Below are 23,921 nucleotides of genomic sequence, written 5' to 3'. Positions count from 1 at the left end.
AGCAGCGCGTCAGGGCATCACCGTGAGTGAATCAGACGCCTGCCTGCCGCACGGGCTCCCGGACGGGGGCCCGGGAGGCCGCCTGCTACCGCTCGGAGCTGCGGGCGCCGCGCAGGGCCTCCGCGCGCTCCTTGCGGGACATGTTCGTCACGTCGACGATGTCGAAGTCGAGCGCGCCCTGGTTGTCCGTCAGCTGCAGGTCGGGGAAGACGCAGCGCAGGTCCTGCACGCCGGACACCTGGTAGCGCTTGCCCGTCTCGAAGAGGCGGTGCGAGCTGCGCACGGACTCGGCCTTGGGGCCCGTCTCCATGCACAGCACCGTGTGCACGCGGCCGAAGGAGCCGGAGCGCACCTCCGCGAAGTCGTCGCGCACGGTGAAGGCGTAGGTGGACCTGGGGTTGAGGCCGCGCAGCAGCATCTGGTGCTGGGGCTTCACCTGCAGGGCGTTCTTCTCCGGCTCGAAGAGCACGGAGCGCGGCGGGATGTACGCGGACTGCCGCAGGTGCACGCGGATGGAGCCGCGGTTGTCCTCCGGGCCGGTGGTGTCCAGGGCGAAGAAGTGGAGCTTCTTCGCGCCCTTGAGGGTGCGCGGCGCGTTGCTGATGAAGCCCACGGCGTTGTCCGCCGGCAGGTCGCCTTCCGCGTAGTAGACGAGCGTGCCGGACGCGGTGCCGTCGCCCTCCGCGAAGGCCGCGCTGCCCTCCGTCCACACGGAGTAGGCGGCCCCGGGCGACACGTCGATGGTGGCCGTGGGGTACTCCGGCAGCGGCAGCGCGTTGTACATGGGCCGCAGCACCAGCAGGCGCGTGGGGTAGTCCACCTGCCGCATCTCGCGGTCCTTGTCGTCCGCCAGTGCCTCCACGCCCGCGTCGGCCTGCGGAGCGGCGGCGGCCAGGCCTCCATCCGCGTCCGTCTCCATCCCCGCGTCCCCGGCGGGAGCAACTGCTGCGACGGCGCCCGGGCCCGCGTCCGTCTCCAGGGACGGGGCGCCCGCGTCGAGCGCGGCGGACGTGGTGGGGATCTCCGACGCCATCTGCGTGGTGCCGGGCGCGACCTCCAGCTCCGCCTTGAGGTGGACTTCGGCCTGGTTGGGGGTGAAGCGCCGCGTCCAGGCGCGGTAGCCCGGCTTGGTGACGACGATGGTGTGGGGCGTGCGCTGGTCCGCGCCGATGATGCGGCTGGGCGTGGGGCCGACCGGCCGGCCGTTGACGACGACGGAGGCCCCTTCCGGCTTGGAGGTGATCCACAGGACGACGGGCTCGTCGCTGCCCTCCGGCATCTCCGGCGGGGACAGGAGGTGGATCATCAGGCCGATGAAGATGACCACGGCCGTGAGGCCGAAGACGACCATGCTCAGCTGGCGCACCTGCTTCGCGCGCTTCTGCTCGCGCTCGGCGGCCTCGGCGGCCAGCTTGTCGCGCGCGTCGTCCGCGGTGGTGCGCGCCCGGGGGGACTCCTTCTCCTCGGGCTGCGGCGGCTCCGGCGCGATGGCCGTCTCCACCGGCGTGTCATGCGGCGCGGCCAGCGTGGGCATCGTCCGGGGGACCGCCGTGGGCTCCGTGCCCCCGTCGGTGTCCGGCTCGGGCGGAAGCTCCGGCGGCAGCGGGCGGCGGCCAGTGCCGGTGTTCTCCCGGGTGCCCCCCGGCGTCACGCGGCGCGCGCCGGTGGTGCTCTTGCGCACGGCGGTGGCCTGGGTGGACGAGCGGCGCGGGGCGCTGCCATCCGTTGACGGGCGCAGGGCGGGTGCGCTGCCGGACGCGCGCACGCCGGGGCTGGAGGGCCGCGCCACGCCCGCGCTGGACGGGCGGGCCACGCCAGAGCTGCTGGGGTTGCCAGGGTTGGAAGACCGGCCGTTGCTGGACGGCATCCGCGCGCGGCCCTGCGAGGGCTCCGACCCCGGCGACTGCCACGCGGCCAGCTGCTCCTTGAAGCCGGGCGGCAGCTCCACCTTGCGTCCCTCGGCGGCCAGCTCCTCCGCGAAGAGGTACGTCATGAGCTGGCTCAGCATCGTGGGCGTGAAGCGCGGCGTGTCCCGGTAGAGCAGCTCCACCGAGGACTCGCTCAGGTCCTTCGCCGTCTGGTACCGGGCCTCGCGGTCCACCGCCATCGCGTGCGCGACGATGGTCTCCAGCTCCTCGCCAATGGCGGGGTTGATGGCGGACGGAGGCAGGCAGTCGCCGGTGATGATGCGGGGCAGCACGGTGACGAACTCGCCCTCGAAGGGGCGCCGGCCGCAGAGCATCTCGTAGAGGACGACGCCCGCCGCGTACACGTCCGTGCGCGCGTCCAGGTCCTGCCGGCCCTGCGCCTGCTCCGGGGAGAAGTACGGGTACTTGCCCTTGAGCGTGCCAGGGGACGTCTTGGCCTCCACCGCGCTCGTGGCCTTGGCGATGCCGAAGTCGATGACCTTGACCTCGCCCTCGTACGAGATGAGGACGTTGTCCGGGGACACGTCGCGGTGGACCAGGCCCAGCATCTGGCCGTCCTCGCCCACGTGGCGGTGCGCGTAGTCCAGGCCCTCGCACAGCTTGCCGGCGATGTGCAGCGCCAGCGGCTGCGGGAAGAACCCGATGCCCGCGCGCGACGCCCGGCGCAGCACCTTCGACAGGGGCTGGCCGTGCACCAGCTCCATGGCGATGAAGTACTGCCCGTCCACCTCACCGAAGTCGAAGACCTGCGCGATGTTCCCGTGCGTCAGGCCCGCGACGAGGCGCGCCTCGCTGATGAACATCTCCACGAAGTCGTGGTCGTCCACGAAGTGCGGGAGGATCTGCTTGATGACGCAGGGCTTGGTGACGCCCATCGCGCCCGTCATGCGCGCGCGGTAGGTGACCGCCATGCCCCCCGCGGCAAGCTTGGAGATCAGGACGTACTTGCCGAATTGCTGGGGACTGGGTTCTGCCACGGGCGGGGAGGCGGGGCCGGGTTTGGGGAAGCCCCAGCATACTCGTCTTCCACCGAAAGTCCCGGATGCGCTCGCATGGCATGCGAAGATTTCGCTGCGGGTGCTGACTGGCCAGTCAGTGACGCCCTGGTGGGTTGGAACCGCCCTTGTGCAGGAGGGGACGTTCCAGGTGGGTGGGTGGAGCAGGCGTGAGGCGGACTGTTGCGCCGGTTCACACTTCTTCACGCTGCTTCGTTCGGCGCATTCCGGGGGCGGGGTTATCTCCTGCGCCATTCCGGGCTTCGGGCCGGGGTGGGAGGGGTGGAAGGCCGCTCCCAGGGAAGCGAGACGACGGCCATGGGGCATGGGCGCCCGGTGTGGAGTGCGCGGGCCACCTTCGCGGTGGGCCTGGGGCTTTGGCTCGCCTCGGGGGCTGCGTGGGCGCAGGACGGCGGGGGCTGGCGGTCCGCCTTCGACCTGCTGGCGAGCGGCCCGGAGCTGGGCGGCAGTGACATCCCCCGGGACGTGCCGGCGCGCCGGGGTTCGGACGCGTCGGTGGTGCCGCCGGAGGTGATGGCCCGGGTGCTGACGGAGGAGGGGCCCCGGCCGGTGCCCACGGCGTCCGCGGAGGGCCCGGTGGTGGCGCCGGAGGCTCCGGACGCCGCTCCGGATGCGTTGGAGGCTGGCCGGGTGTCGGAGCCCCGCGTGCGGCTGGTGGAGGACGCGCCCCGCCCGCCGTTCAAGGTGGCGCCGGTGGCGGTCGCGGTGGTGCCGGGCCTGCTGCTGCACGGGCTGGGGGCGTGGACGGCGGGGGACACGCAGACGGCGAAGGGGCTGTTCGCGGCGGAGGCCATCGGGCTGGGGCTGATTGGCGCGGGGCTGGTGCCCATCGCGTTGACGGGCGCGTCGCGAAAAACCATCGGGCCGCTGTACGCGGTGACGCTGACGGGCGCGGGGGTGTTCTCCCTGTCGATGCTGGCGAACCTGTACGCGGTGACGTCGCCGGCGTTCGACCCGGGGCGGGTGCCGGACACGCTGCCGCCGCTGGAGCTGGACCTGGGCTACCAGTACGTGAACGACGCGACGGCGGACTACCGGAACTTCTTCGCGCTGGGCGCGGTGGCGCGGCTGTCGAAGGTGCAACTTCAGGCCTCCGCGCGGCTGGCGCCGGACGAGGGCAACACGTTGATCCGCGCGGGCGCGGCGTACCGGCTGTGGGGCGCGCCGGAGCGGACGCTGGGGCTGGACGGGGATGGCACGTCGTTGGACGTGGAGGGCTTCGCGACCTACCACCGCTACCCGACGGAGGGCTTCACGCTGGGCGGCGGGGAGGTGGCGCTCAAGGGCCGCTACGCGATGGCGCGCTTCGGGCCGCGCTTCGCGGGCTCGTTCGTGGAGGGCGGCGTGGGCGTGTCCGCGCAGGCCTACAGCTATCCGGGGCGCGTGGACGACGACAACCTGTACGGCCAGCTGCTCTACACGTTCGGCTATGGCGTGTGGCTGGGGCGGGGCGGGCCGCTGCGGGGCGAGGCGGTGCTCTTCTACGACCACCGCAAGGACGGGCTGGTGGGCGGCCTGCGCGGCCGGGGCGGCGGCATGGTGGGGTCGTTCGGCTTGAAGGGGCGCGTGCTGGTGACGGAGCGCTGGGGCGTGGCGGCGGAGGCGCAGGCGGGTGGCGCGCTGATGGGGCGGCTGTCGCTGGTGTACGCGGTGGGAGGTGACACGTGAGCGGTGGACTTCGTGCACTGGGGTTGACGGCGGCGCTGCTGCTGTCCACGGGCTGCATGCGTCCCAGCGAGGACCGCGCGGTGCGGGACACGCGCGTGGGCCGGGCGGAAGCCGACGCATTGAAGGTGGAGGTGGAGGGCGGGCTCGCGTCGGTGCGGACGCTGGCGTCGGGGACGCTGGAGCTGTGGGGCCAGGCGCCGGTGTTCACCACGCGCGTCACGGCCGCGGCGGATGCGCGCACGGACTGGCTGTTCACGGTGCACAACGCGATGCCGGGCGCGGAGCTGGTGGCCGTGGACGGAGCGGGCTCGCCGCTGGACGTGGTGGCGCTGCCGGACGCGCACCCGACGGTGAAGGCATGGCGCGTGGCCCTGCGTCCGGGGACGGACATGCGCCTGACGGTGGCGCCGCCGGACTGGGACACGCGTGAGCCGTTCCGTTTCGCGGCGCTGGCGGACGTGCAGGAGGCGCTGTCGAAGGTCGGGGATGTCTACGCGAAGCTGAACCAGGACCCCAGCCTGCGCTTCATCTTCTTCGCGGGGGACCTGACGGAGTTCGGCACGCGCGAGCAGCTGGAGGAGTTCCAGCAGCGGCTGGAGGCGGACTCGCGCATCCCGCTGTACGCGACGCTGGGCAACCACGAGACCTTCACGGACGACGCGCGCGAGTACCAGCGGCTGGTGGGCCGGGCCAGCCAGCACTTCACCTTCCACGGCGTGCACTTCAGCCTGGTGGACTCCGGCAGCAGCACGGTGGATCCGCTGGTGGAGGAGGCGCTGGACGGCTGGCTGGAGGAAGCGCGCGACGCGGTGCACGTGGTGGCGATGCACATCCCCCCGTTGGATCCGATTGGCGTCCGGGGCGGAGGCTTCGCGGTGCGCAACGAGGCTGCCGGGCTGGTGGGGAAGATGGCGCGCGCGGGGGTGGACCTGACGCTCTACGGCCACATCCACAGCTACTATTCGTTCTCCAACGCGGGCATCCCGGCGTTCATCTCCGGAGGCGGCGGAGCGATTCCGGAGCGCTTCGACGGGGTGGGCCGGCACTTCCTGGCGGTGGACGTGGATCCGTCGGCGGGTGTGCGAGAGGTCGGTCTGGTGCGGGTGGATTGATCAGCGGGGTCGACATTCCGGCTGGTTAGAAGACCCCCTTGAAAGGACACTGAACATCTGGGCAGATAGGCGCCGTTCAAACGCCTTGTGAGGAGGCCTGTCCATGTTCGAAACCCCCGAGAACGATTCCATCTCCCCCGCGCTGCGCGCGCTGCTCGAGCTGTTCGCCACGGACCTGGCGGACGTGAAGTTCCCGGACGTGGACACGGCGGTGCTGGGCGAGTCCGCGGCGCACGTGCGTGAGAAGGCGGAGGCCGTGGCCCGGGCGCAGGCGGCGCTGGACGCGGCCCGGCACGCGCTGAACGAGAGCCAGGAGTCGCTCTTGCAGAAGGGCCAGCGCGCGCTGGCGTACGCGAAGGTGTTCGCGGAGGACGACGCGGACCTGGGCGCGAAGCTGGAGGCCATCCACCTGCCGCGTCCGGTGCGCAAGGGAGGCCCGGCCCAGGCGGAGCCGGTGGGCGCCACGCCGGGCAACGACGACAACGCCCCGCGCCGCCGCGGCCGTCCCCCGAAGCTGCGCCCGGTGGCCAACCTCTTCACGGACGGCGGCAACGGGCAGGACGGCGCGCAGGAAGAGGCCGCCGCGAGCCTGCAGTCGTAAGCCGGTCCCCTGGCCTCCGGCCCGGCGCTCCTGCGAGGGAGTGTCGGGCCGTGTTGTTTTCGGTGGGATGCCGAACTGGGGCGGAGCCTCGAAGTTGAAGTAAGGAGGCAGGCATGATGCCCAAGGCGGAGGCCCCGGATGCTTGAGCGGTTGGAGATGGAGGGTGTGGGCCCCAGTCCGCGCCTCTCGTTCGAGTTCGCGCCGCGCCTCAACCTGCTGACCGGAGACAACGGTCTCGGAAAGACGTTCGTACTCGAACTCGCTTGGTGGGCGCTGACTCGACACTGGGATGAGCCACCAGCCCTGAGAAAGGCTGACTGGCACGGTCCCTCATTCATCAAGGCCGGAATTCGCGGCAATAACGCGCAGATCTCCATCCGTCGAGAGGTTGGGCCGTTGGCACCGCTGGAGTTCTATGGCCTCCCTAATAACGGATTGACCATCTACGCACGTGTAGACGGTGGCTTCTCTGTATGGGACCGGATCCGGAACCGCCAAAGAGACGGCCACTCACCTGTGCCTTTCCTTCAGTCTTATGACTTCACGCCCAATCAACTATGGAACCGCTTGGAGAAGGATGGGCGCACGCTCTGCAATGGACTGATCCAGGACTGGGTGGCATGGCAGATAAAGAATGCAGAGCCCTTCCAGAGGTTGAAACGAGTTTTGACGGCGCTCTCGCCAGGGGAGCAGGAACCTCTTGTCCCTGGAGAGCCCACGCGGATTAGCGTGGATGACGTTCGTGACATACCGACTCTGCAGATGCCCTACGGAGTGGTGCCTTTGACGCATGCCTCGGCTGCGGTCAAACGCATCGTGGGGCTTGCGTACTTGTTGGTTTGGGCCTGGGAAGAACATGAACGTGCGGCGGCGCTCCGTCACGAACGTGTGACGGACCACATCGTGCTGCTCGTCGACGAACTGGAGGCCCACCTTCATCCGCGCTGGCAGCGACTCATTCTCCCCTCGCTGCTCGAAGTCGTCCGGGCCCTTCGAGAGGACGTGAAGGTCCAGGTGATTGCCGTCACTCACTCACCCTTGGTCCTGGCTTCGGTCGAGCCCCTGTTCGATGAAGCGCAGGATGCGCTCTTCATGTTCGACCTGGTGGGCCAGGAAGTTCAGGCCACCAAGGCGGAGTGGCGCCCACGCGGAGACGCCAACGCCTGGCTCACCTCCGAAGTCTTCGACCTGAAGGAACCCCGCTCCGTGGAGGCCGAACAGGCCATCACGGCGGCGAAGGCCGCGCTCAAGGATCCGAACCTCCCCATCGAAGAGGTCCGCCGCATCCACAACGAGCTCTACCGGGTGCTCCGGGACACGGACCCCTTCTGGCCACGATGGCTTGCGCGTGCGGAGGCCGCGGGCATCGAACCATGATCCACGTCGATCCGCAGCCAGAGCCCGCGGACTTTGATGCGCGGGTTCGCCAGAAGGGAAAGGAAGATCTCCAGGGCACGGACGAACTGCGTCCTCATTGGCGGCACTGCATCCCCCAGCTCTGGCAGGCGTACCGGGGCATCTGCGCCTACTCCTGTCTCCACATTCCGCGTGGGACGGGAGCCATGTCTGTCGACCACCTGCTGCCCAAGTCGAAGCAGCGTGCGCTGGCCTACGAGTGGAACAACTACCGGCTGGCCTGCAGCCGGATGAACGCGCGCAAGAATGCCTTCGAGGAGGTCCTCGACCCGTTCGAGGTGCAGGACGGTTGGTTCGCGCTCGACCTGTCCACGCTGCAGGTCACTCCTGGCGCGGGACTGGCGGCTCCAATCCAGCAGCGCGTCCAGGACACCATCGATCGCCTCGACCTCAACGACGATGAGTTCATCACCGCGAGGACGGCGTACTACGACAGCTATCGGGACGGGGACCTGACCTTCCGGCACTTACGGAAACACTTCCCCTTCCTCGCCATGGAGCTCATCCGCCAGGGACTGGCTCCCAAGGACTCCTGAAAAGAAGACCGCGTGTCCCCGGACGGTGTTGCCGGGAGCACGCGGTCATGTGTTCACCGAAGGGCTAGTTCTTCGGGAACGCAGTCCAGCCGGCCAGCCAGTTGGTGGTGCCCACCGCGCCGACGAAGCGCGCGCTGGTGTCGAAGCCCGCGCCCGGGGTGGCCGCGTTGTCCGGGTTGAGCGCCGGGGAGCCCGCCGCCGGAGCGAAGTTCGGGGCCTCCAGGTTCAGCGCCGCCGTCAGCTGCGCGTCCACGACCTTGTTGTTCAGGCCCGCGGCCAGCACCTTCTCCGCCTCCACGAACTTGCTCACGTCCGGATCCGTCACGTTGCCCGCCGCGTCCTTCTTGGGGTTCGGCGCGTTCGGGATGGAGGCCGTGTCACCCTTGTTGCTCCAGAAGAACGTGTTCTGGATGGACAGCTCCGGGGTGGCCGCGTTCCACAGCGCCGCGGACGCCGTGCCGTCCACGTCCACGGCCTTGTCCGCGAAGTGCGCCACGATGACGTTGCGCAAGAGGCCGCCCGCGCCCGTGTTGAACACCAGGCCCTCCTGCGCCGGCGTCGTGCCCGCCGGACGGCCGGAGCCGATGAACGTCGCGTTCCAGATCTCCGGCACCGTGTGCGGCTGCGCGCCGTTGTCGTTCTTGTTGCCGGAGGCCTCGATGCCGCGGTTGCCCACGGTGCCGTTCTGCTGCACCACCAGGAACTGCACCTTGCCGCGCCAGCCCAGGTCGTAGTCCAGGCCGTCGTCGTCCGGCTGGCTGATGACGATGTGCTTCAGGCCCGCCGTGCCGCCGAACATCTCCACGCCGTCGTCGGCGCCCTTGTGCACCTGCACGTAGTCGATGTCCGTCGCGCTGCCGCACGCGCCCGTCGTCAGGCCGTTGAGCTCGTTGTCCTCGGCCAGCTCGTAGCCCGCGAACTCGATGCGCGCGTACTTCAGCTTGCCGCAGTCGTGCGCGTCGTCGGCGTTGGCGCCGCCGCCGTACTTCGTGCGCGTGTCACCGCTGGTGGCGAAGAAGCCCTCGATGGTGTTCTCACCGCCGGCCACGTTGATGCGCGCCTTGCCCAGCAGCACCACGCCGCCCCAGTCACCGGCCGCGCGCGTTCCTGCCGCCTGCGCGCTGGTGAAGACGATGGGCTTCTCCGCCGTGCCCACCGCGTTCAGCTTCGCCTCGCGCGTGATGACCAGCGCGCTGCCCGTCCCGCCCTTGATGGTGACGCCCGGCTCGATGGTGAGCGTGCCGCTCTCCACGAACACGTAGTCCTTCAGCGTGTACGTCGTGCCGGCCTTCCACGTCGTGTCGCCCTGGATGCTGCCGGACACGTCCTGCCCGGTGGCCTGCGGGTCCCCGCCGTCCGGGGTGTTGCCCGGCTTCGGGTCGTCCTCGCCGCAGCCGGCGAGCAGCGCGAGGCTGGAGAGCGTGAGGACGGAGGCAAAGAGGTTCTTCATGTTGGATACGTCCTTTCAGGGGAAATGGGAGGGGCTACAGGGCCCAGCCGAGCGACGCGGTGAACGCCACGCCGGGCTTGTACGTCTGCACCGTCACGTCCCCCTGGCGGAGGGTGACGGACGCGTTGAGGAGGTTCGCGGCGGTCAGCTTCAGCTGCGTCGCGCCCAGCTTCTGCGTGAGGCTGAGGTCCACGCGGTGGAAGGGCCGCTCGTACACGTCCGGCAGGCCCTGCACGCCGACCTCGCTGATGCGTTGGCCGTACACGTTGTAGAGCACGGCCACTTCCGTGCCGCTCTCCGGCCGCTCGTAGCCCACGTTCACGTTGACCACGTAGGGGGACTGGCCCTGAAGCGGACGGTCCTTGTTCGTCTGCGCGCCCAGGGCGGCGTCACCCAGGTCCACCCGCGACTGGATGAGCGTGAGGTTCGCGCCCACGCGCACCGGGCGCAGCGCCGGGCTGAAGCGCGCCAGCGACGTGCGCGCCTCCAGCTCCACGCCGTAGCTGTCCGCGCCGGCCGCGTTCTCGAAGCCCAGGTCGCCCGAGTCCGGGTTGCGGATGACGCGCTCGATGGGGTTCTGGAAGCGCTTGTAGAAGGCGCTCGCGGCCAGCACGTCGTTCTCGCCCACGAACCACTCGGCGCGCAGGTCGACGTTGTGGATGCGCGTCTCCAGCAGGTCGGGGTTGCCGGACACGTTCCGGCGGCGCACGAAGTCGAAGAAGATGAAGGGCGCCAGCTCGCGGAAGGTGGGCCGCGCCAGCGTGTAGCTGTAGCCCGCGCGCAGGTTCACCTCCGGGGACAGCGCGTACGTCGCGTTGAGCGACGGCAGCACGTCCAGGTAGCGCTGATCCGCGCCGCCGTTGCCGCTCTCCACGCCGGTGAAGGGGTCCTTGAGCGTCAGCTGCTGGCTGGACGCCTCCACGCGCACGCCGCCCACCAGGCGCAGCGGCTCCACGGGCTTGTAGTCCGCGGACACGTAGCCGGCGTGGATGCCCAGGAAGGCGTTGTAGGCGTCATCCGCGCGGGTCGTCTCGCGCACGATGATGGAGCTGCCCACGTTCTCCGGGGAGAAGAGCTGCTCGGGGGTCTGGGTGCGGTCCACCGGCTCGTCGGTGAGCAGGTAGCGGAAGCGGCGCGCGTTGAAGTCGCGGAAGGACACCTGCGTGAGGCCGCCCACCTTCACGCGCAGGCCGGAGGTGAAGGGCAGGGTGAGGTTGAGGCTGCCGCCGGTGGACGTCTCGCCCAGGTCCGCGAAGAAGCGCTCGCCGCTGTTGGGCTGGTTGGGGAAGGACAGCTGCGCGTCCGGGTTGCTGAGGGCGGCGCTGTAGAGCGTGTCGCGCGTGTCCGGCTCGTCGCGGTCCACGCGGGAGATGTTGGCCTGCCAGTCCACCTCGGAGTCGCCCAGCAGCCCCAGGCGGTGGAAGCCGCGCAGCTGCGTGAAGGACAGCGCGCGGGTGATGAACTGGAGGCGGGTGCTGGCATAGGCGTCGCCGCGCACGTTGTTGTTGCCGTTGGCGGTGTACGTGCGCGTGTCGGTGCCGCGCGTGTAGAGGCTGAAGAGGGTCAGCTCGTTGTCGCGGTCGAACTGGTAGCCCACGCTGGCCAGGCCGCTGAGGTTCGCGGTGGAGAAGCCCTGCGTGGTGCGCGCCACGTCCTGGGAGATGAGGCTGCCGGACTCGTCGCGGGCGGCGCGGGCGAAGTCACCCGTCTGCACGCCGTCGCGGTGGCCGTAGTTGACGGTGGCCAGGTAGCCCAGGCGCTGGTTGCCGAAGCGCAGCGTGTCACCCAGGGACGCGCCCAGGCCCAGGTTCGGAGCGGCGCGCGTGGTGCGGCGCTCCCAGATGTTGGAGAAGCTCTCCCACTGGCCCTCCAGTTGCTGCGCTGACTCACCGCCCGCGCCCAGTCGGTGGTCGCTGGGGATGTCCCTGGGCAGGCCGCGGCCGGAGGAGGCGAAGCCCAGCGTCTCGCCGAAGCCGCCCTGCGCCTGTGCGTTGCGCGTGCGGAAGGTGGTGACGGTGTCGCCGCCCAGGGTGAGGCGCGGCTTGAACTCGAACTGGGACGGGTAGGTGTTGGTCTCGATGAGCAGCGTGCCGCCGCCGAAGGTGCCCGGCAGGTCCGGCGTGTAGCTCTTCACCACGTTGAGGTTCGCGAGCAGGCTGGTGGGGAACAGGTCCAGCGGCACGCTGGGCTCGTCCGGCTCGGGGCTCGGCAGGAGCGCGCCGTTGAGGAGCGTGGTGGCGTAGCGGCCACCCAGGCCGCGCAGGAGCACGTAGCGGCCGTCCACCACGGTGGCGCTGACCACGCGCTTCACCGCGTCACCGGCGCTGGAGTCCGGCGTGCGGGCAATCTCCTGCGCGCTGATGGCGTCGGAGACGGCGGCGGCCTTCTTGCGGTCCTGGAGCAGGGCGCCTTCGGCGCGGCGGTCGGAGCGGGCCTCGACGACGACCTCCTGCACCGCGCCCACGTCCGCGCTGAGCGCGACGTCCAGCTTCGTGGCCTTGCCCTGCGTGACGACGACGCCCGTGATGCGGCGGCCCTGGTACACGTCGTAGAAGGCGCGCAGGTCGTACTTGCCCGGCGGCAGCGCCAGCCGGTAGTTGCCGTCCAGGTCCGTGAGGGCCTGCTTGTCGGCGCCCGTCACGACCTTCACGGTGGCCTCGATGAGACCTTCACCGTTGGCCTCGTCCGTCAGCCGGCCGTAGATGCCCGTGAAGTCCGGGGGCGGCGTGGCGGCTTCGGTGACGGCTTCATCGCCCATGGCCGATTCATCGGCGGACGGATCAGCAGGCTGCGGGTTCGCGGCGCTGCCGGGCTCCGTGCCTGGCGGAGACGGAGGAAGCTCCCCGGCCGGCTGCTGACCGGGGGACGCGGAGGGCGAAGGCGCGCCGGGTGCCTGCGCGGAGGCAGGCAGGGTGATGAGCACGAGTGACGCGACGACGGCGCGCACGAAGGTCGAGAAAGACAACACGGCTCTCCTTGCCGACAGCGACGCGCACTCAACGCGACGCCCGTGGCATTGGGATGAAGGGTTTGTGACGTCTGTGGCGGGGGAGGGAAAACTCGGCGTCACGAACCGCGCGCGGCTTCACGAGAGCCGCGCGCGGGGCGCCTGGAGTCAGTCCGCCAGTCGTTCCGGCAGCACGGCGACGGTGATGTTCCCGCCCCGCGCCAGGTCCAGCACTTCCATGGCACTGCCGTACGGCACCGCGTCGCCCGCGTCGAAGAAGACGACCTTGTCCGCGCGCGCGTTGAGCATCCGTTGCAGCCGCACCACCACTTGGTCGCGCGGCACTTCTTCATGGTTGATGCGCAGCGTGCCGGCCTTGTCCACCGTGAGCACCACGGGCGGCTTCGCGTCCGGCGGTGGAGGCGTGGCCTCCTCCTTCTTGTCCGGCTTCGCGGGCACGTTCATCCACAGGTTCTTGGTCATCAGCGGCGTGACGACCATGAAGATGATGAGGAGGACGAGCACCACGTCCACCAGGGGCGTCACGTTCATCGTGGGGCGGACGCCGCCGCCCTTGTTGCCACCGACGTCGAATGCCATGGCGCGTGCCTCCCCTTCAGTTCTTCTTCCGGTCGATGACCTGCAGGCTGATGCCCGGGAACCCGATGTCCTGCATCGCCTTGAACACGCCGCGCACCTGCGCGTACGCCACGCCCTTGTCCGCCTTGAGCACCACGGGCGCGTCCGGCTTCGCCTGGTGCAGCGCCTTGAGCTCCACCACCAGCGCGTCCCGGTTCAGCTGCTTGCGGTCCAGGTAGAACGACCCGTTGGCCGCCAGGCTCACCGTGGTGGGCTCCAGGTTCTTGTTCTCCGCGTCGGGGTTCATCGCCGCGGGCAGGTCCACCGCGGCGCCGGCCTCCAGTTGCGGCGTGACGACCATGAAGATGATGAGGAGGACGAGCACCACGTCCACCAGCGGCGTCACGTTCATCTCCGGCGTGAGGCTCCTACGCGTGGCCGACATCGCCCGCCTCGGTCCGCGTGGAGACGACGTCCGTGGCGCCCGAGTGCGTGCCGCCGTGGGCCGCCACCGCGCGCTTGTCGCCAGCCATGTCCTCCAGGTGGTCCATGAACTCGCTGCGTGCCTGCTCCAGGGAGAGCAGCAGCGCGTCCGCGCGGGTGGACAGGAAGTTGAACATCAGCACCGCGGGGATGGCGACCAGCAGGCCCAGCGCCGTGACGACCAGCGCCTCCGCGATACCGGCGGACACCGCGCCCAGGCCACCGGAGCCCTCCTTCGCGATGCCGGCGAAGGCCTCGATGATGCCCACCACCGTGCCGAGCAGACCGACGAACGGCGCCACCGAACCCACCGTGGCCAGCACCGACATGCCCCGGCGCACGTCCGCGGTGATGCGCTCGTTGATGCGCACCAGGTCGCGCCGCGTGAGCTCCACCGCGCCCAGCTTGCCGGCCGGAGCGCGGGACTTCGCGAGGAACGTCTTCATGCCACCGCCGAGCATCATCGCCAGGTGGCTGCTCTTGTTGCCGTCCGCCTCCTTCACCAGCGCGTCGTGCTGCTGCTGCGCGAGCAGGGGACCGGCGCGGCCCGCGAACTGGCGGGACGCGGCGCGCGAGCGGAAGAAGACGAACAGGCGCTCGAAGAACACCGCCAGCGACGCGACCGCGAAGGCGACCAGCGTCCAGGCGATGCCCAGGGCGAAGACGCCCATGTGCGCGTAGATTTCCTTGAGATTGAAGTTCATGGCGATGGCTCTCCGAAGAGGGGAGGAAGGCGTCAGGACTTGAGGCGGAACGGGACCTTGAAGATGCGGAAGACGGCGGTGGGCTGACCGGACACGACGGCGGGCTTGAAGCGCCACGTGCGCACGGCGGCCAGCGCGGCGCTGGCGAAGGGCTCATCGCCGCGCATCACCTTGAGGCCGGTGACGCGGCCGTCGGCCTCGACGACGCCCTTGAGGATGACCAGCCCCTCGAGCCCCTTGGAGCGGGCGTCGGCGGGGTACTCGGGGATGAGGTTCGCGGCCAACGGCTCCGGCGGCGTGCCCGTCTCCGGGAGGTTGATGGGCTGCGCGCGGCCACCACCGATGGCCATGCCCTCGCCGCTGCCGGTGCCACCCACCACACCGCCAGGGACGAGCGTGCCCGTGCCGCCCACGGCCATGGGCGCCGCGGCGACCACTTCCTTCTCAGCCTCGGGCGGCTTGTCGAGCGGCACCGCGTCCGGCGCCTTCAGCGGCGCGGGAGCGACGGTGGGCATCGCCGCGGGCGGAGGCGCTGCCCTCGCCACGGGAGGCGCGGCGCGGGGCGGAGGCTTCGCGACGGGAGGCGGCGGCGGGGGCGGCGGCTTCGCCTCCACGACGGGAGGCGGCGGAGGCGGAGGGGGACGGAAGACGACGTCCACCTTCTTCTCCTTGATGACCTCCTTCACCGTGTTGGCCGCGGTCATCGCCGCCACGGCGATGAGTCCGAAGACGGCGACCGACGCGGTGGTGGAGAGCGCGAACCGCCGGGCAGCGGGGGCGCTGGAAGCGCTGTCGAACGTTTCGAACATGACGGGGACGCATATAGCGACACCGTGTGTCACGAAGGTTCAGGCTCCGTGACACTTTGCCCCCGGGCATGTCTCGATTGGGTCACGGACCGCGAGCGTTCAAGAATCCGCGCGGCAGGTGGGTCACGGTCTTGTCGGAAATCACCGCCGTGGGCGTTCCATGCCGCCGCGTCTGCCACAACAGGGCGATCAGCAGCGCGGCGTACGCCACCGCGAACGGACGCAAGAGCAACACGCGCCGGGCCCCTTCCGCTCCCAGCACGGCGTCCGACACGGCCACGCCGATGAGGGCCACGATGGCCACGCACGCCTGCCCCAGGCGCGAGCGTCCCTCCAGCGCCACGCGGATCACCGGCCACGCGAGCAGGTAGTTCGCGCGCCACGCCAGCGGTGACAGCAGCGTCACGCCCAGGCAGCAGAACGCGAGCAGCTCCACCGGACCGGGCCGGGCCCACACGAGCGCGGCGATGAACAGCGCCATCGCCACGGCCTGCGCCAGCGTCATCGCGCCTGCGGGAGGGATGGACTCCGGGGGCAGCACCAGCGACAGCAGCAGCGTGGGCAGGCCTTGAGGGTTGTGACCCAGCGCCCAGGGCGGCGTGGTGCGCGCCAGGATCTCCGTCCAGTCACGCAGCTGTGACAGCGTGCCCGTCCACCCGTAGCGGCCCAGCGTGGGCAGCACCAGCAGCACGCCGAAGAGGGCGGTGGTCCCCACCACGCGCCAGTGCCTGCGCGCCAGGAAGAACAGGCCCAGCAGCGCGGCCGGAGGCTTGAGCAGGCACGCCACGGCGAAGGCCGCGCCGGGACCCCACGCGCGGCCCCGCTCCGCACCGACGGCCGCGAGCACCAGCAGCCACAGCAGCACGGCGTCCACCTGACCGTAGAAGATCTCGAAGGAGAACGCGGGCAGGAGCGCGGCGGTGGCGAGCACCGGCGCCCACGGCCATGGCGCCGCCTCATCACCCCTGGGCACCGCGCGGCGCGTGAGCACGGACACGGCGCCCAGCGCGAGCACGGAGCCCAGGTTCCACAGCGCCACGGCCGCGCGCGGGGGCAGGGCGGTGAAGGGCAGGAACAGGGGCGCGGTGACGGGCGCGTACTTGAACGGCATGGTGCCGTCTTCCGCGCGGTAGAGGTCCGTGCCGTCGCGGAAGCGCTCCGCGGCGGTGAGGTAGACGCGGAAGTCCGCGCCGCGCCGGGGATGCTGGCCCACCGCCACGGCCGCCACGGCGAGCACCAGCAACAACGCCCACTCCACCTTCAGGGATGCGCGTTGGCGGTGCTCGTTCACGGACAGGGACACGGTGGGGCGCGCACCATTCCACGCGGGGGCGCCCCGCCGCAATCACAGGCCGTAGGCTTCCAGCAGGCGCAGCCACACCTCGCTCACGGTGGGGTACGACGGCACCGCGTGCCAGAGCGTGTCCAGCGGCACCTCGCCCGCGACGGCGATGGTGGCCGCGTGGATCATCTCGCCCACGCCGGGCCCGGTGAACGTGGCGCCCACGATGACCCGGCGCTGCTCGTCCACCACCAGCTTGGCCGTGCCCTGGAGGTCCTTGCCCATGACGGACGCGCCGGCCACGTTGCCCAGCTCGTACTGCACGGTCTTCACCGGCACGCCCGCCTTGCGCGCCTTCTCCTCGGTGAGGCCCACGCTGCCCACCTGCGGGTGCGTGAAGATGACCTGCGGCGTGGCCTTCGCGTCCGCCCACGCCTTCGCGGGCTTGCCCAGCAGGACGTCGCCCAGCAGCCGCGCCTGGTACTTGCCCATGTGCGTGAGCAGGTTGCGGCCGTTCGCGTCGCCGCACGCATACAGCCAGCCGCCGTCCACGCCCGTGGCGCGCAGCTGATCATCCACCTCGATGGACGCGCCGGGCTTGAGCCCCACGGTGTCCAGCCCCAGGTCGTCCGTGCGCGCGGTGCGGCCCATGGCGACGAGCAGCGCGTCCGCGCGCAGCGTGTCCCCGCCGGTCAGTGTGATGGTGTATTCGCCCTGCGCGCCGGAGCGCTGCACCTTGGTGGCCTGCGTCTCCAGGAGCACGCGCACGCCGGAGTCGCGCAGCGCCTGGGCCACCTGCTCGCCCACGAAGGGTTCGAAGCGCTTGAGCACGCGGGGCCCGCGCTGCACCAGCGTCACCTCCGAGCCCAGCTCGCGCCACGCCTGCGCCAGCTCCACGGCCTCCACGCCGCCGCCCAGCACCACCAGCCGGCCCGGCACGGCCTTGGCGCCGGTGCCCTCGCGGTTGTCCCACGGGTTGGAGTCCTTGAGGCCCGCGATGTCCGGCAGGCGCGGCTTGCTGCCGGTGGCGACGACGACCGCCTGCTTCGCCTCCAGCTCGCGCACCTTGCCGTCCTTGCCGGTGACGGCCACCTTGCGCGGGCCGGTGAGCCGGCCGTGGCCGCGCATCACGGTGAGCTTCGCGCCCTCGGCCCACTTCACCTGGGACTTGTCGTCGTAGTTGGACACCATCTGGTCGCGGTGCTTGAGCACGGCGTCGGCCTTGAGCGGCCCCTGGATGAGCTCGCGCACGCCGGGCGTGTGCTTCGCGAGCCACAGCGTCTCACCGGGGTGCAGCAGCGCCTTGCTGGGCATGCAGGCCCAGTAGGAACACTCGCCGCCCAGAAGCTCGTGCTCCACCAGCGCGACCTTCAATCCGCCCGCCGCCGCGCGCGCGCCCGCGTTCTCTCCAGCGGGACCCGCCCCAATCACCACCACGTCGAAAGTCTCGGCCATGACGCCTCCTGGCCCCTGCTTGCCCCGGGATGGCCGTCCCGCCAATCCGACCGGCGCCGCGCGTCGGATGGTGGATGGAGCGGCTGGTCACCAGAGGACAGCCCCGCCTTTGTCAGGACCTGGAATGTCCCCGCGTCCAGGCGGGCACGGATGCGTGTGTCTCTTCCGCGTTCGTGGACGGTCCGTGCGGCGGATGCGCGGCGGGAGGTGTGCCATGGGACGTGTCGCCAAGGTGGTCTCGGTCCGCTCCGCGAGGGCTCGCTTCTAGCGTCACCGGAGGCGTGTCCGCGTGGGGGCACTCACGTGCACACCCGGCCGTGCTTCCGGCACGGCTTGCAGGAACCCGTCTTCTTTCATGTCCTCTTCCAGGCATCGCCGTACCCGCGCGTCCAACCGGCGCTCGGGCTCCTCGCTGTTCCATTCCGAAGCTCCGTCCGCGCGTCACCTGCGCGTCCAGTCCACCCTCTCCGACGACGTCTCGCTGCTCTTCCGCGGCGAGCTGTCCGACCCCCGGCTCGAAGACGTCACCCTGGCGTCGTGCGAGCTGTCCTCCGAAGGCCGCACCGTGCGCATCGGCTACACGCTGCCGCACGACGCGGACCCCGCCGCCGTGAAGGAGGCCCTGTCCCGAGCAGAGGGCTTCCTGCGCTCGCGGCTCGCGCAGCACCTGAACCTCAAGCGCACCCCGCACCTGCGCTTCGTCCTCGTGGGCACCGCCCCGCGAACGGAGCCAGCGGAAGGAGGTGACTCATGATGCCCCGCGTCCTCGAAGTCCCACCGGGCGCGGTGCCGCTCCTCGCCTGGGCGCGCACGGTGCCTGTGGCGGCCCTGAAGCAGCTCCAGCAGCTGGCCGCGCAGCCCTACGTCACGGAGCACGTGGCGGTGATGCCGGACGTGCACCTCGCGTCGGGCGTGGCGGTGGGCACCGTCTTCGCCACCGAGGCCCACGTCGTCCCCGGCGCGCTGGGCAACGACCTGGGCTGCGGCGTGAGCGCGCACCGCTTCGCCTTCCCCGCCGCGTCCCTCTCGCGCGCGGACCTGGAGCGCGTCCTGTCCCAGCTCGCCCGGGTCATCCCGGTGGGGGACGCGGTGCACCGGGGCAAGGGCCTCCCCCTTCCTCCGGGGCTCGAAGCGCCTCCGCTGTCCACCCACAAGCTCGCCCGAGCCTGGGAACGGCTGGCGCCGCGCCATCTGGGCACGCTTGGCGGGGGCAACCACTTCCTGGAGCTGGACCGTGATGGGGCCGGGGACCTCTGGCTGCTCATCCACTCGGGCTCGCGGGGCGTGGGGGGCGCCGTGGGGGAACACCACCAGCGGGTGGCCCAGGCCATGGGCCAGGGGACACCGGCCGCGCTCCACACCGGTACGGGGGAGGGCCAGGCCTGCGTGAATGACCTGGACCTGGCGTGCCGCTTCGCCCGCGCGAACCGGGACCAGCTCGCCGCCCGGGCCCTGGCCGTGCTGGCGGACGTGCTGGGCGTGGCCCCGGACCCGGACAGCGCCGTGGACGTGCACCACAACCACGTCGCCTCCGAGACGCACTTCGGCCGCGTGCTCTGGGTCCACCGCAAGGGCGCGGTGGGGCTGGACGCGGGGGCCCGGGGGCTCATCCCCGGCTCCATGGGCACGGCCTCCTACGTCGTGGAAGGGCTGGCGCAAGCCCGGGCCTTCCGCTCCTGCTCCCACGGCGCGGGCCGGGTGCTCACCCGCAAGGAGGCCCGGGCCCGCATCCGCCCGGACGCCCTGGTCCACGCCCTGCGCCGCGTGGTGTTCGACCCGGGCCGGACGCACGCCCTGGTGGAGGAGGCGCCCGCCGCCTACCGGGACCTCACCGAGGTGCTGGAGGACGAGGCGGACCTCGTGACGCCCCGCGTCCGGCTCACGCCCCTGGCCGTGCTCAAGGGCTGAGGGCCTGGAAGGGGAGGGGGGCGCCTGTCGGGTGGATGACAGCCCGGCCGGGTGATCCACCCCCCGCACTCCACGGACAGGGGGGCCAGCGTCAGAGTGGGTTCCCGCGCCCGTCAAAGTGCCGTAGTATCGGCCCACGAGTACGCGTGCGAACCTGCTGGGGCGTCGTCTAATGGCAGGACGTCAGACTTTGACTCTGATTATCAAGGTTCGAATCCTTGCGCCCCAGCCACTCCGCTCCGGGGGGACGCGGTAACGTCGTCCGTCCGGAAGCAAAGGCGGTGGGCTGATGCCGCAGAAGACGCTCCTGCTGGTCACCGTGGGCAGTCCACCGTCCGCGCTCGTGAACGCCTTGCAGGATCCGTTGGCGACCCATCTGGGCGTCAGCGCGGTCTTGAGCCGGATGGCGTTGTCGTCGCCGGCCTACGCCTTCAACAAGGACCGGAGCCAGTACCACTGCAACGCCATCATGCGCCGGTTGGGGACGGTGCTGGATGAGTCGCCGCAGGACCTGGTGATGGGCGTGACGGACGCGGACCTCTTCGAACCGGACTCGCCCTTCGTGTTCGGTCAGGCGGACCGGGAGTCCAAGGTCGCGGTGATGAGCCTGTACCGGCTGCGCCAGGGCGCGGAGGGGGAGACGCTCCGCCGCCGCGTGCAGGTGGAGGCGGTGCACCAGGCCGGGCACCTCATCGGCCTGTCGTACTGCGAGGACTCGCGCTGCGTGATGTTCCTCCCGCAGTTCCCGCAGGACATCGACCGCAAGTCGCTGGGCCCCTGCAACGTCTGCCGCAACGAGCTCAACCGCCTCAGCCGCTGAAAAAAGGCGCGTGCGCGCTCCCGGACACGGGTGCGCGTGAATGCCTGCGTGCGCGTTGACGTCCTGTCCGGCGCGGCCTGTAGTGTTCGGGCGCGAAGCGCGTGTGGGACAGGGCCGGCACGGCGGGAGACACAGTGATGATGGGCATGCGGCGATGGCTCGGCGGTGTGGTGGCGGTGGGGTTGTTGGGGGCGTGCGAGCCCACGGACTTTGGCGGTGGCGGCACCACGGGTGACGTCCTCTTCGACCGGGGCTTCGCCTTCGTGCGCGAAGACCGGAACGTCTACGTGGTGGACGACGACGGCGACCCCAACAGCCCGCAGCGGCTGACGACGGCGGGCGGCGCGTACACGCCCTCCATCTCCAGGAACGGCAACAGCATCGTGTTCGTGCAGCGCTCGGGCAGCACGTCGTCCATCCAGACGGTGCCCACCTCGGGCGGTCCGGTGGCCACGCTGCTGAGCAGCAACGACGCGGCGTGCGGCAACTGCACCAACTTCCGCGGGCCCACGTTCAGCCCGGACGGCCGCACCATCGTGTTCGCGTTCGACCGGGGCTCGGGGTCGCAGAGTTCGCTGGGGCGCATCGCGGCGGATGGCAGCGGCTTCGTGGACCTGACGCCCGGCACCACCATCGCGTACGGCGCGCCGTCCTTCTTCCCCAGTGGGACCACGGTGGTGGCGCCCGCGGGCACCAGCGCCTTCCAGTTCAACCAGCTGGCCTTCGTGCAGGTGAACACCGGAGCCATCAACAACGTGTCGCTGGGCAACGAGGTGCTGGCCATCGCGAACCGCGCGGTGGTGTCGCCGGACGGGCGGCAGATTGCCCTGGATGGACGGCTGTCGTCGGGCAGCACGCGCATCTTCGTGGGCAACGTGACGGCCCAGAGCATCAGCGGAACGCTGCGGCGGCTGACGGACTACACCGCGAGCACCGTGCAGGAGAGCTTCCCCAGCTGGGTGAGCAGCACGGAGCTGGGCTTCCTCTTCAACGACTCCGGCGGTGACCCCAGCATCTACCGCGCGCCGGTGTCCTCCACGGCCAGCTCCGTCTCGCTCGCGGTGCCCGCCGCGAACGAGCCCTTCTACGGGCCCAACTAGTACGCGCCCAGCTGCCGTTGCGGCCGGGTGGCGGGCGGCCTCGAGTGCGAGGCCTCGTCGTAGTTCCGCAGCTTGTTCGAAGGCGGGGGCCCCCGGGTCTGCGGAGCCTGCTTCGCGGGCGCGTTCATCATCATGATGAGGGCCAGGGCCGTGAACACCACCAGTCCGAAGATGCCGGTCAGGGTGCCGAGCAGCCCCATCTCCGAGCCCACGCGCTGGTGCAGGTGGGGGTTGTCCGGCAGGTAGAGGACCTCCAGCAGATCGCCCGGGGATGAGCCGTGGGACCGGAACAGGCTGCGTTGTTCCTTGTACTCGCCAGCGATCTCCGAACCGTCCGGCAGGAAGAAGACGTACTCCACGATGCGGTACTTGCTGTTCAGCCAGCTCGTGCGGACGCGGAGCACCTTGCCCCGCGCGTGCAGGCCGTGCTCCTGCAGCCGCTGGGTGAACTGATACTGGCGCCACATCTGCACCATCATCACCAGGGGCACCCCGATGAAGAACATCAGGATCAGGATCGCGTTCAGGGGCATGGCCGCCTCAGGATGACGGGGTTGGGGACTCCGGGGCAACCGGCGCTGCCTTCGCCAGCAGCGCCACCCCTCCGATGAGGGTGAGGAACACCAGCACGACGGTGAAGAAGACGGCGAGCCCCAGCGACATCACCCCGTGGCCCTCCGGGAAGCTGCGGCGCGGGTCGCTCTGGCCGTACTGCACCTGGATGCGGTCCCCGGGGCGCAGCCGCGTCCACAGCGCCTTGGAGATGTTCCGCCGGTGCTGCTGGCGCTCGCCCCCCTGGGGCGTGAAGGCGTAGACGAGGATGAAGTCGCTGTCGTCCGAGGCCGCCAGGAACTCCTTCTTCACCACCGTTCCTTCCGCGTGCAGCCCCTCGCGCAGGATGCCCATGTCCCGCCGGTACGACCCCCAGGTCATCACCAGCATGGACACCCCCAGCACCACGAACGTCGCGCCCATCACCCGCGCCGCGAAGAGAGCCACGCCGTGCCTCCTGCCACCCCCTTAAGCGAGCTGCCGGCGATGCGAAACGGTAAGGCCCGCTGGGCCCCTTCAGGGCGCGTAGAACACCCTTGCGAAGGCCACGGCCATGAGGACCACCAGGCCGAAGATGCCAGCCATGACGGTGTGCCGCTCGACCTCCACCTCCGAGCATTGGTGCCGGTGGGGGTCTTCCGGCAGGTAGCGGACCTCCACGGGAATGCCCTCGAACACGGACTGGGACGGCAGCCTGTCCTTGTGGACCTTGTACTCGCCGCGGATCTCCGGCCTCCCCGGCGGGCGGAAGACGTACTCCACGACGAAGACGTTCCGCTTCATCCAGCTTTCGCGGATGTGGACCACCTTGCCCCGGGCCAGCCGTCCACGCTCCCGCAGCGCCAGGGTGAGCCGGTGCTGGCGCACCAGCAGCACCATCACGCCCAGAGGGGCCAACACGAAGAACACCGTGAACAGGATCACGTTGAGGGAGTGCATGGCGGGCTCGGGATGCAGGGACGGGAGGCCTTCCCCCGAAGTCTACCACCCTGCCTTGAGCGGGCTCCTGGCGTCGCGTCCTCCGAACCGCCATGCTCCCTCGCGTCCTGCCGGAGGTACGCACCGTGTCCCTGTTCGATGCCGTCGCCGCGGGTGACCGCGCCGCCCTGAGCGCCCAGCTCGACGCGGGCGCGGACCCCAACCCCTACGACGACGAGGGGCGCACGCCGCTGATGGTGGCCGCGCGCTCGGGCCAGGATGACCTGGTGCGCGTGCTGCTGGAGGCCGGCGCGGACCCCACGCTGCCGGACAACGTGGGCGAGACGCCCTTCGTCGCCGCCGCCGCGTACGGCCACGTCAACGTCTGCGCGCTCTTGTCCCCGCACGCGACTCCGGATGAGAAGGACATGGCGCGCACGCTGCTCAAGAACCAGGGCATCGATGAGATTCCCGCGCGTCCCTCGCGCGCGTCCGAGGTCTCGCCCGACGATTTCCGCCGCAAGCTCGCCTCCGCGGGCGCCTACGTCGCGGGCAAGCTGGGCGACGCCGGGGCCACCAAGCGCCTGGAGCGCGTGCTCCGCTCGGAGGGCAACGCTCCCAAGGGCCGCAAGTAGCA

22 protein-coding genes and 1 tRNA gene are annotated in these 23,921 nt (G+C 70.6%); 11 read left to right on the top strand and 12 right to left on the bottom strand.

Annotated features, from left to right (window positions below; genetic code table 11):
• Window positions 1-85 precede the first annotated feature (85 nt).
• Window positions 86-2,905 (bottom strand): serine/threonine-protein kinase, encoded by a 2,820-nt coding sequence (locus D7X96_RS04080; protein ID WP_120552489.1) that lies wholly within the window; start codon window positions 2,903-2,905, stop codon window positions 86-88.
• Window positions 2,906-3,205: 300 nt separating this feature from the next.
• Here D7X96_RS04080 and D7X96_RS04075 point away from each other — a divergent pair, with 300 nt between their 5' ends.
• The 5 genes from D7X96_RS04075 to D7X96_RS04055 all read left to right on the top strand — a co-directional run bounded on the left by D7X96_RS04075 (window position 3,206) and on the right by D7X96_RS04055 (window position 8,277).
• Window positions 3,206-4,612, top strand: coding sequence for a hypothetical protein (locus tag D7X96_RS04075; RefSeq protein ID WP_244219438.1), 1,407 nt, complete (start codon window positions 3,206-3,208; stop codon window positions 4,610-4,612).
• Between the two features lie 56 nt (window positions 4,613-4,668).
• A complete protein-coding gene (locus D7X96_RS04070) occupies window positions 4,669-5,724 on the top strand; it encodes a metallophosphoesterase family protein (protein ID WP_121769040.1) in 1,056 nt (351 codons plus the stop codon).
• 103 nt (window positions 5,725-5,827) lie between these two features.
• On the top strand, window positions 5,828-6,325 hold the full coding sequence (locus D7X96_RS04065; protein ID WP_120553149.1) for a hypothetical protein: 498 nt from the start codon (window positions 5,828-5,830) through the stop codon (window positions 6,323-6,325).
• Window positions 6,326-6,463: 138 nt separating this feature from the next.
• Window positions 6,464-7,702 (top strand): AAA family ATPase, encoded by a 1,239-nt coding sequence (locus D7X96_RS04060; RefSeq protein ID WP_121769030.1) that lies wholly within the window; start codon window positions 6,464-6,466, stop codon window positions 7,700-7,702.
• A 185-nt stretch (window positions 7,703-7,887) separates the two neighbouring features.
• On the top strand, window positions 7,888-8,277 hold the full coding sequence (locus tag D7X96_RS04055) for an HNH endonuclease family protein (protein ID WP_208647262.1): 390 nt from the start codon (window positions 7,888-7,890) through the stop codon (window positions 8,275-8,277).
• A gap of 64 nt (window positions 8,278-8,341) precedes the next feature.
• On the opposite strand, the gene D7X96_RS04050 is transcribed toward D7X96_RS04055, so the two are convergent.
• From D7X96_RS04050 to D7X96_RS04015, 8 genes are all read right to left on the bottom strand, one after another.
• On the bottom strand, window positions 8,342-9,727 hold the full coding sequence (locus D7X96_RS04050; RefSeq protein WP_121769028.1) for a beta-helix domain-containing protein: 1,386 nt from the start codon (window positions 9,725-9,727) through the stop codon (window positions 8,342-8,344).
• 34 nt (window positions 9,728-9,761) lie between these two features.
• A complete protein-coding gene (locus D7X96_RS04045; protein ID WP_121769027.1) occupies window positions 9,762-12,695 on the bottom strand; it encodes a TonB-dependent receptor domain-containing protein in 2,934 nt (977 codons plus the stop codon).
• A gap of 147 nt (window positions 12,696-12,842) precedes the next feature.
• Window positions 12,843-13,274, bottom strand: a complete 432-nt coding sequence (locus tag D7X96_RS04040; protein ID WP_120552041.1) for an ExbD/TolR family protein — start codon at window positions 13,272-13,274, stop codon at window positions 12,843-12,845.
• Between the two features lie 16 nt (window positions 13,275-13,290).
• Window positions 13,291-13,698: a biopolymer transporter ExbD gene (locus D7X96_RS04035; RefSeq protein ID WP_120552042.1), complete on the bottom strand. Its 408-nt coding sequence runs from the start codon at window positions 13,696-13,698 to the stop codon at window positions 13,291-13,293.
• Entirely contained in the window at window positions 13,682-14,440 is a 759-nt protein-coding gene (locus D7X96_RS04030) for a MotA/TolQ/ExbB proton channel family protein (RefSeq protein WP_121769026.1), read from the bottom strand. The genes D7X96_RS04035 and D7X96_RS04030 overlap by 17 nt, the downstream gene beginning before the upstream one ends.
• 32 nt (window positions 14,441-14,472) lie before the next feature.
• Window positions 14,473-15,249 (bottom strand): energy transducer TonB, encoded by a 777-nt coding sequence (locus D7X96_RS04025; RefSeq protein WP_121769025.1) that lies wholly within the window; start codon window positions 15,247-15,249, stop codon window positions 14,473-14,475.
• Between the two features lie 82 nt (window positions 15,250-15,331).
• The gene (locus tag D7X96_RS04020; RefSeq protein WP_244219437.1) at window positions 15,332-16,552 is read right to left on the bottom strand and encodes a glycosyltransferase family 87 protein; all 1,221 of its coding nucleotides are present in this window, start codon (window positions 16,550-16,552) and stop codon (window positions 15,332-15,334) included.
• Between the two features lie 42 nt (window positions 16,553-16,594).
• Window positions 16,595-17,986 carry a dihydrolipoyl dehydrogenase family protein gene (locus D7X96_RS04015; RefSeq protein WP_121725466.1) on the bottom strand — a complete coding sequence of 464 codons (1,392 nt, stop codon included), beginning with the start codon at window positions 17,984-17,986 and terminating at the stop codon, window positions 16,595-16,597.
• A gap of 355 nt (window positions 17,987-18,341) precedes the next feature.
• Between D7X96_RS04015 and D7X96_RS04010 the strand changes: the two genes are divergently transcribed.
• From D7X96_RS04010 to D7X96_RS03990, 5 genes are all read left to right on the top strand, one after another.
• Window positions 18,342-18,740 carry a ribosome-binding factor A gene (locus tag D7X96_RS04010; protein ID WP_120552046.1) on the top strand — a complete coding sequence of 133 codons (399 nt, stop codon included), beginning with the start codon at window positions 18,342-18,344 and terminating at the stop codon, window positions 18,738-18,740.
• Entirely contained in the window at window positions 18,737-19,894 is a 1,158-nt protein-coding gene (locus D7X96_RS04005; RefSeq protein ID WP_121769024.1) for an RtcB family protein, read from the top strand. The genes D7X96_RS04010 and D7X96_RS04005 overlap by 4 nt, the downstream gene beginning before the upstream one ends.
• Window positions 19,895-20,052: 158 nt before the next feature.
• A tRNA-Gln gene (locus tag D7X96_RS04000) sits at window positions 20,053-20,126 on the top strand.
• Between the two features lie 57 nt (window positions 20,127-20,183).
• The gene (locus D7X96_RS03995; protein ID WP_120552048.1) at window positions 20,184-20,714 is read left to right on the top strand and encodes a non-proteolytic archaemetzincin-like protein; all 531 of its coding nucleotides are present in this window, start codon (window positions 20,184-20,186) and stop codon (window positions 20,712-20,714) included.
• Between the two features lie 146 nt (window positions 20,715-20,860).
• Window positions 20,861-21,814, top strand: a complete 954-nt coding sequence (locus D7X96_RS03990) for a TolB family protein (protein WP_306449569.1) — start codon at window positions 20,861-20,863, stop codon at window positions 21,812-21,814.
• Here the strand turns inward: D7X96_RS03990 and D7X96_RS03985 are convergent.
• From D7X96_RS03985 to D7X96_RS03975, 3 genes are all read right to left on the bottom strand, one after another.
• Window positions 21,811-22,347 carry a DUF3592 domain-containing protein gene (locus D7X96_RS03985; RefSeq protein ID WP_121769022.1) on the bottom strand — a complete coding sequence of 179 codons (537 nt, stop codon included), beginning with the start codon at window positions 22,345-22,347 and terminating at the stop codon, window positions 21,811-21,813. The genes D7X96_RS03990 and D7X96_RS03985 overlap by 4 nt on opposite strands.
• Before the next feature lie 7 nt (window positions 22,348-22,354).
• Complete coding sequence (locus D7X96_RS03980) at window positions 22,355-22,813, bottom strand: DUF3592 domain-containing protein (RefSeq protein WP_120552051.1); 459 nt, start codon at window positions 22,811-22,813, stop codon at window positions 22,355-22,357.
• Window positions 22,814-22,882: 69 nt separating this feature from the next.
• Entirely contained in the window at window positions 22,883-23,305 is a 423-nt protein-coding gene (locus tag D7X96_RS03975) for a DUF3592 domain-containing protein (RefSeq protein WP_121769021.1), read from the bottom strand.
• 125 nt (window positions 23,306-23,430) lie between these two features.
• Between D7X96_RS03975 and D7X96_RS03970 the strand changes: the two genes are divergently transcribed.
• Window positions 23,431-23,919: an ankyrin repeat domain-containing protein gene (locus D7X96_RS03970; protein ID WP_199747263.1), complete on the top strand. Its 489-nt coding sequence runs from the start codon at window positions 23,431-23,433 to the stop codon at window positions 23,917-23,919.
• Window positions 23,920-23,921: the final 2 nt, after the last annotated feature.

Source organism: Corallococcus interemptor (assembly GCF_003668875.1).
GTDB classification, from domain to species: Bacteria; Myxococcota; Myxococcia; order Myxococcales; family Myxococcaceae; genus Corallococcus; species Corallococcus interemptor.
This window is presented reverse-complemented; position numbering and strand designations above follow the sequence as displayed.